Below are 14033 nucleotides of genomic sequence, written 5' to 3' on the forward strand. Positions count from 1 at the left end.
AACCACCGATGAACAAGACCCTTGCACTGATCGCCGCCACTGCCGCCTTGGCACTGCCGCTGGCCGCGACCGCCCAGACGACGCCACCCGCCAAGCCGGCGGCGAAAACGTCGGACAAGACAGCCGCCAAACCGGCGGCCACCGGCACCAAGACCGCTGCCGCCAAGAAGCGCCAGGTGACGCCGCGCGCCGCCAAGGCGGTCGAGGAAGTCACGCCGATCGACACCAGCACCGACATCACCTTGAGCGAAGCCGACCTGGCGGTGGCCAAGCGCGTCCACACCGGCAAGATCCAGTGCGAGCTGGGCGCCGACGTGACGGTCACGCCGGACGACAAGAAGGCCGGCTTCTTCACCGTCTCGACCAAGGGCGTCAAGTACCGGATGCACCCGGTCGAAAGCCGCACCGGCGCGATCCGCCTGGAAGACCCGCGTGCCGGCGCGATGTGGTTGCAGATCGCCAACAAGTCGATGCTGATGAACCAGAAGCAGGGCCTGCGCCTGGCCGACGAATGCCAGGGGCCGGAACAACTGGCCTTCGCCGAGGAAATGAAGAAGAACCCGCCCAAGAGCCTGTTCGAAGGTGCGGACGCCGCGCCCGCCGGCGCCGGCACCAAGAAGTAAGCCCTCCCCCGGGAGGCGCGGCTCTTGCTAGAAGCGCGAGCCGCCTGTCGTTTGATCGTCCGGAGAAAAGAAAATGTTGCAAGCCTACGTTGACCATGTCGCCGAGCGCGCCGCGCTCGGTATCCCGCCGCTGCCCCTTACCGCCAAGCAGACCGGTGAAGTGATCGAGCTGATGAAGAACGCGTCGTTGAAAGACGGCGAGTTCCTGCTCAACCTGCTCACGTACCGTGTGCCCGCCGGCGTCGACGACGCGGCCAAGGTGAAGGCCAGCTATCTGGCGGCGGTGGCGCATGGCACCGAGAAGAGCCTGCTGCTGTCGCGCGCTCGCGCCACCGAACTGCTCGGCACCATGCTCGGCGGCTACAACATCAGCCCGATGATCGACCTGCTGGACGATGCCGATGTCGGCGCCGTCGCAGCCGAAGGCCTGAAGAAGACGCTGCTGATGTTCGACCAGTTCCACGACGTCAAGGAAAAGGCCGACGCCGGCAACGCCAACGCCAAGGCCGTGCTGCAGAGCTGGGCCGATGCCGAGTGGTTCACCAGCCGCCCCGAAGTGCCGCAGAGCATCACCGTCAGCATCTTCAAGGTGGCTGGCGAAATCAACACCGACGACCTGTCGCCCGCACCCGATGCGACGACGCGTCCCGACATCCCGATGCACGCCCTGGCGATGCACAAGAACGCGCGCCCCGGCATCGTGCCGGAAGAAGACGGCAAGCGCGGCCCGGTGAAATTCATCGAAGACCTGCGCGCCCGCGGCCATCTGGTGGCCTACGCCGGCGACGTGGTCGGCACGGGTTCGTCGCGCAAGAGCGCCACCAATTCGGTGCTCTGGTTCACTGGCGAAGACATCCCCTACGTGCCGAATAAGCGCTTCGGTGGTGTCTGCCTGGGCGGCAAGATCGCCCCCATCTTCTACAACACGATGGAAGACTCGGGCGCGCTGCCGATCGAGCTCGACGTGAGCCAGATGGAGATGGGCGACGTGGTCGAACTGCGCCCTTACGAAGGCAAGGCCCTGAAGGACGGCCAGGTCATCGCCGAGTTCTCGGTGAAGAGCGACGTGCTGTTCGATGAAGTGCGCGCCGGCGGCCGAATTCCGCTGATCATCGGCCGCGGCCTCACCACCAAGGCGCGTGAAGCGCTGGGCTTGCCCGTGTCGACGCTGTTCCGCCTGCCGAGCAGCCCGGTCGACACCAAGAAGGGCTTCTCGCTCGCGCAGAAGATGGTCGGCCGTGCCTGCGGCCTGCCCGAGGGCACCGGCGTGCGCCCCGGCACGTATTGCGAACCCAAGATGACCTCGGTCGGCTCGCAGGACACCACCGGCCCGATGACGCGCGACGAACTGAAGGACCTGGCCTGCCTGGGCTTCTCGGCCGATCTGGTCATGCAGTCGTTCTGCCACACCGCGGCCTATCCGAAGAAGGTCGACGTGAAGATGCATCACGAGCTGCCTGACTTCATGGCCACGCGCGGCGGCGTCTCCCTGCGCCCCGGCGACGGCGTCATTCACTCGTGGCTCAACCGCCTGCTGACGCCCGACACCGTCGGCACCGGCGGCGACAGCCACACGCGCTTCCCGATCGGCATCAGCTTCCCGGCCGGCTCCGGCCTGGTCGCCTTCGCGGCCGCCACGGGCGTGATGCCGCTGGACATGCCCGAGTCGGTGCTGGTGCGCTTCAAGGGCAAGATGCAGCCCGGTGTCACGCTGCGTGACCTGGTCAACGCGATTCCGCTGTACGCGATCAAGTCGGGCCTGCTGACGGTTGCCAAGCAGGGCAAGAAGAACATCTTCTCGGGCCGCATCCTGGAAATCGAAGGCCTGCCCGACCTGAAGGTGGAACAAGCCTTCGAGCTCAGCGACGCTTCGGCCGAACGCTCGGCCGCCGGCTGCACGGTGCACCTGAACAAGGAACCGATCATCGAGTACATCAACAGCAACATCACGCTGATGCGCTGGATGATTGCCGAGGGTTACGCCGACGGCCGCACGCTGGCCCGCCGCATCGCTGCGCAGGAAGCCTGGCTGAAGGACCCGCAACTGCTCAAGGGCGACGACGACGCCGACTACGCGGCTGTCATCGAGATCGACCTGGCCGACATCCACGAGCCGATCGTGGCCTGCCCGAACGACCCGGACGACGTGAAGACGCTGTCCGATGTCGCCGGCGCCAAGATCGACGAGGTGTTCATCGGCTCCTGCATGACCAACATCGGTCACTTCCGCGCGGCGTCGAAGCTGCTCGAAGGCAAGCGCGACATCCCGGTCAAGCTGTGGATCGCGCCGCCGACCAAGATGGACGCGCACCAGCTGACCGAAGAAGGCCACTACGGCGTGTTCGGCAATGCCGGCGCGCGCACCGAGATGCCGGGCTGCTCGCTGTGCATGGGCAACCAGGCGCAAGTGCGCGAAGGCGCGACGGTGATGTCGACCTCGACTCGCAACTTCCCGAACCGCCTGGGCAAGAACACCTTCGTGTACCTCGGCAGCGCCGAGCTGGCCGCGATCTGCTCGCGCCTGGGTCGCATCCCGACGAAGGAAGAGTACATGTCGAGCGTCGGCGTGCTGGATGCGTCCAGCGCGCAGATCTACCAGTACCTGAACTTCGACAAGCTCGAGGAATACCAGAAGGTGGCCGACGGCGTCGCCGCCTGATCGTCAGCGCCTCACGGCAATGCAAAGGCCCACCTCGGTGGGCCTTTTTCATGCGGCGAGACGACCGTGCCTCAGCCGACGTTCAGCGTCTTGTGCTCGCCCATGTGCTGAGGCGGCTGCCCAGTCACGGCGGCCTTCATCATCTTGAAGATCTGGACCATCTTGCTGTCGTCGACGTCCCAGAACTCGGCGTTGTCGATCTGCACCGTCAGCAGGCCGAGGTTGGGGTCGCTCACGCCCTTCGGGAACCAGGCCTTGGCGGCGGTGTTGAAGAGTGCCTGCTTCTTGGCGGGGTCTTCCAGCATCGCGGCGCGGCCGGACACCGACACGTAGCAGTCCTTGTCGGTGTTGGCGTAGGCGACGTTGACGGCGCTGTCGGCGGCGATGCTGCCGGCGATCTCGCCGTCCTTCGGCACGAAGAAATACAGCGTCGCGCCCTCGTCGAGCGCCTTGTTCTGCGTCGTCAGCGGATGGCTGTGCAGCAGGCCGTCGTGATGGCGGTGCACGAACATGCCGAAGCGGGTGTCCTTGATCAGGTGCCAGAGCTTCTGATGGTCGTTGGCGGTGATTGTGGTTGTGGTCATGGTAGGCCCCTCGCGAAGTTGAAGATCTCCAACATACGAATCGGCCAGGCGTCTCAGGGGAGGCCGAAGGTCGCGTGTGCGTGTGGGCCGACGCCGACGGTCTGCGTCACCCCTGCAGGGCCGACAGCGCCGCAGCGGTCTGCGCGTCCGCCGGGAAGAAGGATTCGACGGCCAGTTCCTGCAGCGTCACGTCCACCGGCGTGCCGAAGATGGTGGTGGTGCTGATGAAGCTGAGTACGCCGCTCTCGGTGGCCAGCTGGAAGGGCACCACCACGCCAGCGAGCTCCCCGCCGGAGGACGGCGCATCGTGCCCCGGCACCGGCACCGGGTAGGCAGCCAGTTCGTCGTGCAGCGCCTGCAGCACCGGGTCACCGGTGGCGGCGATCTGCTGCTGCAGCCGCTCCAGCAGGTGCGCACGCCACTGCGCCAGGTTGATGATCCTCGGCGCCAGCCCCTGCGGATGCAGGCTCAGCCGCAGCACGTTGACCGGCGGCACCAGCAGCTCGGGCGCGGCGCCGGCCATCAGCAGCGGCACGATGCGGTTGGCGGCGACCAGTTGCCAGTGGCGGTCGATGGCCAGCGCCGGATAGGGCTCGTGGCCTTTCAGCACCAGGTCGACCGCTCGGCGCGCCGCGGCGAGCGCCGGGTCGTCGAGCGTGCGCTGGCGGTACATGGGCGCGAAGCCGGCCGCCACCAGCAGCGCATTGCGCTCGCGCAGCGGCACGCCCAGCCGTTCGGTCAGGCGCAGCACCATCTCGCGGCTGGGCGCGGCGCGGCCGGTCTCGACACAGCTCAGGTGCCGGGTCGACACCTCGGCCTCCTGCGCCAGATCGAGCTGGCTCAGCCGCCGGCGCTGGCGCCAATGGCGCAGGTGGGTGCCGAAGGGCTCTCGGGCGCCAGGGGCAACGGGAGGGTGGGTGGGGCTTTGCATGGCGGCCATTTTGGCGGGCGCAGCGCGGCGGGGCCATGACCTCCCAGGTCATCGACGTGCTGATGCCTCGGCGGAATCATCGACCCCACGCAGCAGGAAAGGCCTGCCGCGTGACACCCCACCTGAAGGAGTTCCACCATGTCGATCTTTGCTTCCCCCCGTTTCCTCCCCCGCGTGATGGCCGCCGACGCGCTCTCCTGCGCCGCGACCGGTGCCTTGCAGCTCGGCCTGACCGACACGCTGGCCGGCCTGACCGGCCTGCCTATGGCCTTGCTCACCGGCACCGGTGTCTTCCTGCTGGCCTATGCCGCGCTCGCCGCGTGGATGGCCCGCCGACCCGTGCCGCCGCGCCGGCTTGTCGGGCTCGTCGTCGTGGGCAACGTGGCCTGGGCGGTGGGCGGTGTGGCGCTGTTGGCGAGCGGCCTGGTTGCGCACACGGTGCTCGGCGCGGCCTGGGTGTTGGCGCAAGCCGTGGTCGTGATCGTGCTGGCGGAATTGCAGTGGATGGGGCTGCGTGCGACGCGCCCCGCGCGCGGCCGGATGGCGGTGGCCTGAAACAGCCTTTCGCGCGGCCTCCTCCGAAGGGGGGAATCCGGGCCCGTCCGAAGGAAGCGGACCACCGGAGGGAGCGGCGTCACGGCCATCCCTCCCACAGCCAATGACTTCGAAGCCTGCTATCTTTGAGGTGCTTCCCACGAATCACAGGAGTTCCCATGGCCAAAGCACCGGCACACCCCTTCGCATCCGCCCTCAAGACATTCAAGACGGCATCGGGAGGGTCCGGCAAGTATTGGTCGCTCAAGGAACTCGCCAAGCAGTACCCCAACATCTCGAAGCTGCCGGTCTCGATCCGCATCGTGCTCGAGTCGGTGATGCGCAACTGTGACGGCCAGAAGGTCGGTGCCGAGAACGTCGAGCAGCTCGCCAACTGGCAACCCAACGCCGAGCGCACCGAAGAAATCCCCTTCGTCGTCACCCGCGTGGTGCTGCAGGATTTCACCGGCGTGCCGCTGCTGGCCGACCTGGCCGCCATGCGAAGCGTGGCGCAGAAACTCAGCAAGAGCCCCAAGACCATCGAGCCGCTGGTGCCGGTCGACCTGGTCGTCGACCACTCGGTGATGGTCGACCACTACGGCACGCCCAAGGCGCTCGACCTGAACATGAAGCTGGAGTTCCAGCGCAACAACGAGCGCTACCAGTTCATGAAGTGGGGCATGCAGGCCTTCGATACCTTCGGCGTCACGCCGCCGGGCTTCGGCATCGTGCACCAGGTGAACCTCGAGTACCTCGCGCGCGGCGTCTACAAGGCCGCCGACGACAAGGCCGACGTGCCAACCTGGTACCCCGACTCGCTGGTCGGCACCGACAGCCACACGACGATGATCAACGGCATCGGCGTGGTCGGCTGGGGTGTGGGCGGCATCGAGGCCGAGGCCGCGATGCTCGGCCAGCCGGTCTACATGCTGACGCCCGACGTGGTGGGCTTCGAGCTCACCGGCAAGCTGCGCGAAGGCGTGACGGCGACCGACCTTGTGCTCTTCGTCACCGCCATCCTGCGCAGCGAAAAAGTGGTGGGCAAGTTCGTCGAATTCTTCGGCCCGGGTGCTGCATCGATCGCCGTGCCCGACCGCGCGACCATCGGCAACATGGCGCCCGAGTACGGCGCCACCATGGGCTTCTTCCCGGTGGACGAGATGACGCTCGCCTACTTCAAGGGCACCGGCCGTACCGCCGAAGAAATCGAGCGCTTCGAGGCCTACTACAAGGCCCAGGGCCTGTTCGGCATGCCGGCGCCTGGCGAGCTGCACTACACGAAGATCGTTCGCCTCGACCTGGGCACCGTGTCGCCCAGCCTGGCTGGCCCCAAGCGCCCGCAGGACCGCATCGACCTCGGCCACCTGGCCACCAAGTTCTCCGAGCTCTACAGCAAGCCGAACGATGCCAACGGCTTCAACCAGCCGGCCGACAAGCTGAAGATCCGCTACCCGCTCACGAAGAACGGCCAAGGCAACGACACCGAGGCGCCGGCGCCCGCGCCCGGCGCGCCGCGCCAGCTGGTCGAGATGGTCGCCAACCGCTCGACCAAGGCCGCCGCTCACGTGAGCGCGACCGCCCCGGCCGCGCCCAAGGGGCAGGTCACCATCGGCAACGGCGACGTGCTGATCGCCGCCATCACGTCGTGTACCAACACCTCGAATCCGAGCGTGCTGCTGGCTGCGGGCCTGCTGGCAAAAAAGGCGGTCGAGGCCGGACTCACCGTCAAGCCGCACGTCAAGACATCGCTCGCACCCGGCTCGCGCATCGTCACCGAATACCTCGAGAAGGCCGGCCTCATGCCGTACCTCGAGAAGCTGGGCTTCTACCTCGCCGGCTACGGCTGCACCACCTGCATCGGCAACGCCGGCGACCTCACGCCGGAGATCAACGAAGTCATCACCGACAACAACCTGGTGGCGGCGGCCGTGCTCTCGGGCAACCGCAATTTCGAGGCACGCATCCATCCGAACCTCAAGGCCAACTTCCTGGCCTCGCCGCCGCTGGTGGTGGCTTATGCCATCGCCGGCAACGTCATGGTCGACCTCATGACCCAGCCGGTGGGCAAGGGCAAGCATGGCAAGGACGTGTACCTGGGCAACATCTGGCCGACGGCCAAGGAGATCGACGAGAACCTGCACTTCGCGATGAACGCCAAGGCCTTCCGCAAGAACTACGAGCAGATCGCCGAGAACCCCGGGAAGCTGTGGAGCAGCATCAAGGGCGTGAGCGGCGACGTCTACAACTGGCCCACGTCGACCTACATCGCCGAGCCGCCGTTCTTCGAGGGTTTCAAGATGAAGCCGGCCGCCACCAACCCGGGCTTCTCGGGCGCGCGGGTCATGGCGCTGTTCGGCGACTCGATCACCACCGACCACATCTCGCCAGCCGGCTCCATCAAGGAGAGTTCGCCGGCGGGCATCTGGCTGAAGGCGCACGGCGTGCAGAAGGCCGACTTCAACAGCTACGGCTCGCGTCGCGGCAACCACGAGATCATGATGCGTGGCACCTTCGCCAATGTGCGCATCAAGAACCTCATGCTGCCGCCCGACGAGAAGGGCACGCAGGAAGAGGGCGGCCTCACGCTGTTCCAGCCGGGCAACGAGAAGATGTTCATCTACGACGCCGCGATGAAGTACATCGAGCTTGGGGTGCCCACCGTGGTCTTCGGCGGCGAGGAATACGGCACCGGCTCCTCGCGCGACTGGGCCGCCAAGGGCACGCAGCTGCTGGGCATCAAGGCCGTCGTGGCGCGCAGCTTCGAGCGTATCCACCGCGCGAATCTGGTCGGCATGGGCGTGCTGCCGCTGCAGTTCCGCGGCGCCGATTCGTGGCAAAGCCTGGGCCTGACCGGCCACGAGAAGATCGATGTGGTGATCGAAGGCGACTTGAAGCCGATGATGGACGTGAAGCTGGTGGTGCATCGCCCCGACGGCACCCACCAGGAAGCCACGGTGCGCCTACGCATCGACACGCCGATCGAGGTCGACTATTACAAGCACGGCGGCATCCTGCCTTTCGTGCTGCGGCAGTTGCTGGCGGCCTGAGGCGCGGCGCGCCGGATTCAGATCGACAAGATTGGAATCGCCGCCTTCTCCAGCAGCCTCTGCGTGAAGTACTTGTCCTGGTAATAGCGGATCTTGTCGCACTTCACCGGGTGGGGAAGGCCCTCGTAGAGGAAGACCTCGGTGTCCGGTCCCATGGCCTTGAGCTCCTGAGGCAGCATCAGGGCTCGGCGCTCTTCTGACTCACTGCGGCTGGTCTCTCTGCCGCGGGTCACGTTTTGCTTGCGCACGGTCGTGTAGCCCAGCATGTCCGAATAGTCGTTGGCGTCCTGCTGCTCGCGCGGTGCGTAGATGATCTGCAGCGCGTGATTGGTGATCAGGGTGCGTGCCACTTCCTTGCCATAGGTGGCATCGAGTTGGGCCATGCTCTGGATGATGGGCAACAACCGCAGGTTGTAGCCGGCCATGTAGCTCACGGCATTGGCAATGATGTCCACCTTGCCGATGCTGGTGAATTCGTCCATCAGCAGCAGGCATTGGTGCTTGAGTGCCTTGTTGTTCTGCGGCAGCTCCTTGGTGTTCACGTTGATGAGCTGACTGAAAAACAGGTTGACGATCAACCTGCTCTCGGCGAGCTTGTTGGGCTGGATGCCGATGTAGATGGTCATCTTTTTCTTGCGCACGTCGGTGAGCAGAAAGTCGTCGGCGCTGGTGGCTGCGTCGAGCACCGGGTTGATCCAGGCGTTGAGTGGTTCCTTGAAGGTGCCGAGGATCGAGGCAAAGGTTTCTGCCGCCTGGGACAGCAGGTTCGAGAATGCCGATTGCGCGTTGCCGCTCAGGAATGGCGACGCTGCCAATTCCTCATACGACTTGCGCAGGTCCGTGCCGTTGCCGGACGACAGTTGATAGATCTGCCCAAGGGTGCGCGCAGTGCGGACCTGCTCTGGAAGTCCGTGCTTGCCATCGTTTTCCCATTTCTCGAACAGATATAGCGAGAAGGCCATGAAGGCGTTGCGTGCCTGGCTGACCCAGAACTTCTGGTCGGCTGCGCCGGCCGGATACAGCATGGCCGCAATGCTCATCAGGTCGGACACCCGAAAGGCCGGGTCCGTAGAGACATACGTGAGCGGGTTCCAGCGATGCGTCTTTCGATCTTCCGCGAAGGGATTGAAGAGATAGACCTCTTGGCCTTGTTGCGCGCGCCATCCGCTGGTGAGTTCGTAGTTCTCCTGCTTGATGTCGAGCACCACGATCGATTCGCCGTACTCCAGCAGATTGGGGATGACGATGCCCACGCCTTTGCCCGAGCGTGTCGGGGCCGCAAGAATGACGAATTGCTGGCCCGGGAGGCGAACCAGCTTGCCGCCGAACTTGCCCACCAGAATTCCGTTGGTGGCGGGCTTGAACATGCCGAGCCGCCCCAGGTCGGTGCCAGTGCCGAAACGGGCATCACCGTGGATCGAAGGGGCCTTGGTCCTGGCGAGCAGCGCCAACAGGCCCAGCCAGAGCAACAGGGGGGCGCCAAGGCCGATGTACCCAGCCAGATGGATTTGCTGCGAGTAGGCGTGGTAGGCGGGCAGCTCCAGCGCTTGCCAATAACTTGGGTAGGTGTTCCATGCCAGCGTTCGCGTATCGAGTTTGAGCAGAAAAAGGGCGAGCCACCCCGACAGGTAAAGCCCTGCCGGAAGCGCCGCAAGGAGGGTCAGGGCTGCGCCAGCCCACTTGGCCTTGGTCATTGATTCCGACTCAGTGCTTGAATGGCGCTTCAGTTCCGTCGCCAGGACCCTTCCACTCCCCGCTGTTGACGGCCTGTGGGCAGATCGTCAAGTACTGATTCAGGGAATCACGATCCTCCTGCTTCCACTTCCTTCCGTAGTAGTTGGGCTCTTTGCACATCCACGTGTACGTCCAGGCACCGGTGTAGGGCGCAACAGGCACCCAGCACATTTCAGCAACGGTTTGTTTGTAGCCGTAGCGGCAAAAAACGAAGGGGTCGTTGCTTCGATATCGAAGCTCTTGTGCGCTCACGGTCAATGTTGAGACGAGTAAGAGCGAAGCGACGACTCGTGGAGTTTTCATGATTGGCTGTTCCCTGACTGGTTGTTATATGAGTGCAATGAGACGCGATTGGTCCCGCAGGTGAAGATGCGGAAGCCCGGCACGGCGACTCGGAGTGATTACCCGCGGCCGCCACGTTCTCGGCGCTGATGGAGCCGTTGAGCCCTGCGCCCTCGATGGCGGTCATCGCCACTGCGGTGAGGGCGAGGTTTTGTCGATCATCTTGTCTGGCGCTTCGTTGTTGCTGTGACGAGGCCATTGATGCCCGAGGCCATGGTGTCGGTGAAGAAGGTCTGGATGTTGGAGCCGCCCAGGGCCATCGTGGAGGCGGCGATCAGGATGAGGGTGGTGCGACTGGCATTGACCACCAAGCCCATCATCGGCTCGCGCGACTGGCCGGTGAGGATGCGAAAGCCCTGCACCATGATCCAGGCTGTGAAGAGCACAAGGGCGATGGCCGCGACTGCCGTCATGGCGATCGCGCTGGCCATGGCCATGCGCAGCACACCGACGAACAGCGCCATCAGCGACTGGATCACGGCGACGAGACCGTGCATGCGCGAAGTATTCATGGTCGGTGAAAGACGATGGTTCTCATGAACACGAAGTGCTGACGCGCGGATTCAACTCAAGCCAGAGCCGGCCCGGTTTGCGTCTGAACCGGCCGATTCACCTGCTGCTGGGACTGCTGGTTCTGCTGCAGGTTGTGCGCCTCGGCGAAGGCTTGCGAGCTTTGCGCAAGGGGCGTGTTCAGCGCCACCACCGTCTGCACATCGATCACCTTGGAATGCGCGGCGCCCGGCGTACCCTGCACCGCAATGAGCTTGTCGCCGTTGTCGCTCACGGCGACAAGATCGATCTGCCTGAACCTGGATTGGCAAGCCGCTGAAGCCAAGGTGCCGGCGGCATTGCAGGTGTATTGATCGGAGGGGATGCCGCGCTCGACGTTGATCTTCTCCAGCCCGGCCAAGGCCTGTTTGTAGAACCCGTTGCCAGGATGCTGGCCATCGTTCAACAGTGGCCAAGCAGCTGCGGGCGCTGCCATCGCCTGAGCCTCAAGCGTTTTCAACTGGGCCTCGATGGCCTTCAGCGTGCCCGGGCCTGCTACGCCATCTTCCCTGAGATCGTGATCGTGCTGAAAGGCTTTGACAGCATGTCGTGTGCCGGAGCCCATGTGCCCGTCGGCCGCAAGAGGCTTGCCATCGGCGCTCGTGTAGCCCAGCTGGCCGAGCTTGGTTTGAAGTTCGCGCACCGATTCGCTCGGAGTGCCTTGTCGGAGCGCGCTATGGTGGTCCGCCGCCTTTGGTAGCGCAACTTCCCCCTTGGCCAAGCCTGCCATTACCTCGGGAGTGAGTTTTCCTTTCCAATCGGCAAAGCGATCTTGCCGGTCCTTCAGGCCGTTGTCACCGTTGTTGATGGCTCGAGTGGCCGACGCGACATTTTCTCGGGCTGCTCCGTGGACGTTGGCCTTCCAGTATGCGACGGCAATCTTCGAGGCGTTGTCGGGTTCTGATGCCAGTTCGGGATGATTCACCAAGTCAAGCCCCAGAGCCTTGCCAGCCGCTGCGTATTGATCCTTGCCCGTAAGTTGGATATAGCCTCTGCCGTGGTACTTGTACCCGTCGCCCGGATCAGTGTTCCCCATTCGGCCACCGTACATCAGTTCGCCCAGGTGCTCGGGCTTTCCTTGCAAGGCTTCCAGGCGAGCTTCTTCGAGTTCCTTGCGGCCATTGCGAAAGGCCGAGCGGACTGGAATCTGATCGATGCCTTGCGTGTACTTAAAACCTTCGCTCAGACGTTTCAGATCAAGCGACTCATGCGTCACCTGCGCCATGTAGTTGGCCAATTCGGCAGGCGATGTGATCCCCGCCTTGTAGCCATCTAGAAGAACTTGGTTTTGTCGATCGTTGGACATGGTTGACTCCCTGTTGCGGTTCCCCCTCGTTGGAAGGAACTCAGTGCATCGCTGCTTGCGATTCGGACCTAATTCAATTTCACCTGAGGCAGTGAAGACGGGTCGAAGTCGTTCAACTTGATAGCCCCCAAAGTTTTTTCCGAGAGATTGATCTGCTTCTTGCGTCCAGTCGTTGTATCGCTGACGCCGCGCACGGCTTTGTGCAGAACCCAGGCTTTGACTTTTGGCGCGTACCTGAAGTGGAATTCATTCCACCAGTGCTCTCTGGACCCGCCTTCCGTGACCACAGTAAAACGACCGGGAGCCACACGTGAATAGCTGTAAGGATCCCCCGCAACGCCTCCGCATCGGGCGCATGGAACGATCTTGTCGTTCTGGGCCAGCGTTCGCAGCTTCCCGTGCGCATCGCGTGCCACCAGCAGCAATGTGCGCAAAGGGCCTTCTCCGGCACTTGGATCGCCGGCAGGGTGCTCGAGCACGACCAGCGCCGCGACGTTGCCCTGACCAGTGAGATCGCCAATCTGGGCATCCAGCAGCTTGGAGCCGTTAGTGGCCAGAACCTTCAGGTCATCTTTTGTGAGCGACTGGAGTGCTCCCGAGTCTTGTGGCAACGTCACCGGTGGTGCCGAGCCGCTGGCTTGGACGGACGATGCGTTCGACTCCGCCGCCATGCTCGGTGCGGAGAAACACGCCATCGAAGCCAGCGAAAGAATCAAGATTGATCGAAGAGAGAGCAAGCGAGCGTCATTCGACGCTCCAGTTGCTCTCACGTTGACTGTCTGCGGCGCACTGAGCGCAGGCCTTGGCGAACGATTTGTCATGTAAACACAATGTGGTGGTGAGGTGAGGTGCCGCTACCGAATTCGCACCGGCAGGCTGCAGGCGGAGTAGTAGACGTGGCAGTTACTGCGTCCAGCGTCACGACAGGTTTTCATGCCTGTCGTAATAGCTTGATCGGCTGTGGGACGGCTGGATACGTTGTAGCCACCATCGCCGACAACAACCGCGGCACACTGGTTGTCATACGCGGCGTCAACCTTGCAATCCACGCCCCCTTTTGCCCGGCAATCTTGCATAGCTATTTGTGAGGCTTCTCGCTCGCTGCGCTTGTCGGTGACGACACCCATAGCGCCTCTAGGTCCGTCCGTCGCGATCGCACCCCACCGACGCTCCCACTGCTCAACAGGCTGCTGGAGTGCTTGTTGCGGCGAGCGATAGTTAGGGTCAGGCAGGCAATAGGTGTTGGTTGGGTTGGAAATCAGATAGGAGCCCGGTGGACAGTTTGCATACGCCCCGAAGCTCACGAACATACCCAACAACAACCACAGGTTGCATGCCAGCGTCCTCATTACGCCTCTCCATCCACCTTGAGTGCCTTTGGTGGCGGCGGGACGGATGCGGCTCTGATTTCGTCGGCAGGGGGTTGTGCGGACGTGCGGTTCAGGCTGCCACCGAGTGGGCCGCTGCCTGTCCGATCCGAGCCATTTGCTTGTGTCGTCGGTTGAGCCGCCGGCTGATACCCCGCCTGCCCCGGCATCCCCGAAGCATTGGCCTGTGCCCCCGCACCAGCCGAAACCTGCGACACGCTGGAGAAACTCCCCATCGTTCCCCCAAAGAACGCCGCCGCCATCGGCGGCGCAGAGATCAGCAACGTCGTCATCAACAACCCGATGTCCCCTTGCTGCATCGCCTGATTCGTCAGCCCCGCACTGCCTGCAACCCCC

The 14033-nt window shown here is 64.0% G+C and carries 11 protein-coding genes and 1 pseudogene; 4 read left to right on the top strand and 8 right to left on the bottom strand.

From position 1 onward, the window contains the following. Positions 1-8: 8 nt before the first annotated feature. Complete coding sequence (locus tag ACSFBE_RS08750; protein ID WP_435489982.1) at positions 9-623, top strand: hypothetical protein; 615 nt, start codon at positions 9-11, stop codon at positions 621-623. A 73-nt stretch (positions 624-696) separates the two neighbouring features. Further along, complete coding sequence (locus ACSFBE_RS08755) at positions 697-3282, top strand: bifunctional aconitate hydratase 2/2-methylisocitrate dehydratase (RefSeq protein WP_435489983.1); 2586 nt, start codon at positions 697-699, stop codon at positions 3280-3282. Positions 3283-3353: 71 nt separating this feature from the next. Here the strand turns inward: ACSFBE_RS08755 and ACSFBE_RS08760 are convergent, their stop codons facing one another. Both ACSFBE_RS08760 and ACSFBE_RS08765 read right to left on the bottom strand, forming a co-directional pair. After that, complete coding sequence (locus tag ACSFBE_RS08760) at positions 3354-3866, bottom strand: pyridoxamine 5'-phosphate oxidase family protein (protein ID WP_435489984.1); 513 nt, start codon at positions 3864-3866, stop codon at positions 3354-3356. Positions 3867-3972: 106 nt separating this feature from the next. Beyond that, positions 3973-4797 (bottom strand): helix-turn-helix domain-containing protein, encoded by an 825-nt coding sequence (locus ACSFBE_RS08765; RefSeq protein WP_435489985.1) that lies wholly within the window; start codon positions 4795-4797, stop codon positions 3973-3975. 138 nt (positions 4798-4935) lie between these two features. On the opposite strand from ACSFBE_RS08765, the gene ACSFBE_RS08770 reads away from it, so the two are divergent. Together ACSFBE_RS08770 and ACSFBE_RS08775 are read left to right on the top strand one after the other, a co-directional pair. Further along, positions 4936-5352: a hypothetical protein gene (locus tag ACSFBE_RS08770; RefSeq protein ID WP_435489986.1), complete on the top strand. Its 417-nt coding sequence runs from the start codon at positions 4936-4938 to the stop codon at positions 5350-5352. Positions 5353-5510: 158 nt separating this feature from the next. Then, positions 5511-8378: an aconitate hydratase gene (locus ACSFBE_RS08775; protein WP_435489987.1), complete on the top strand. Its 2868-nt coding sequence runs from the start codon at positions 5511-5513 to the stop codon at positions 8376-8378. A 17-nt stretch (positions 8379-8395) separates the two neighbouring features. Here ACSFBE_RS08775 and ACSFBE_RS08780 read toward each other — a convergent pair whose 3' ends face one another. The 6 genes and pseudogenes from ACSFBE_RS08780 to ACSFBE_RS08805 form a co-directional block, all read right to left on the bottom strand. Continuing rightward, on the bottom strand, positions 8396-10072 hold the full coding sequence (locus ACSFBE_RS08780) for a type IV secretory system conjugative DNA transfer family protein (RefSeq protein WP_435489988.1): 1677 nt from the start codon (positions 10070-10072) through the stop codon (positions 8396-8398). Positions 10073-10612: 540 nt separating this feature from the next. Further along, entirely contained in the window at positions 10613-10951 is a 339-nt protein-coding gene (locus ACSFBE_RS08785; protein ID WP_435489989.1) for a hypothetical protein, read from the bottom strand. Positions 10952-11022: 71 nt separating this feature from the next. Further along, positions 11023-12309 carry an XVIPCD domain-containing protein gene (locus ACSFBE_RS08790; RefSeq protein WP_435489990.1) on the bottom strand — a complete coding sequence of 429 codons (1287 nt, stop codon included), beginning with the start codon at positions 12307-12309 and terminating at the stop codon, positions 11023-11025. Between the two features lie 68 nt (positions 12310-12377). After that, positions 12378-13025: a hypothetical protein gene (locus ACSFBE_RS08795; protein WP_435489991.1), complete on the bottom strand. Its 648-nt coding sequence runs from the start codon at positions 13023-13025 to the stop codon at positions 12378-12380. A 138-nt stretch (positions 13026-13163) separates the two neighbouring features. After that, entirely contained in the window at positions 13164-13658 is a 495-nt protein-coding gene (locus tag ACSFBE_RS08800; protein WP_435489992.1) for a DUF4189 domain-containing protein, read from the bottom strand. Next, positions 13658-14033: pseudogene (locus ACSFBE_RS08805) on the bottom strand (hypothetical protein); the annotation flags it as partial. The gene ACSFBE_RS08800 and the pseudogene ACSFBE_RS08805, both read right to left, overlap by 1 nt.

Source organism: Variovorax sucrosi, assembly GCF_051216635.1.
Lineage (GTDB): Bacteria > Pseudomonadota > Gammaproteobacteria > Burkholderiales > Burkholderiaceae_C > Variovorax.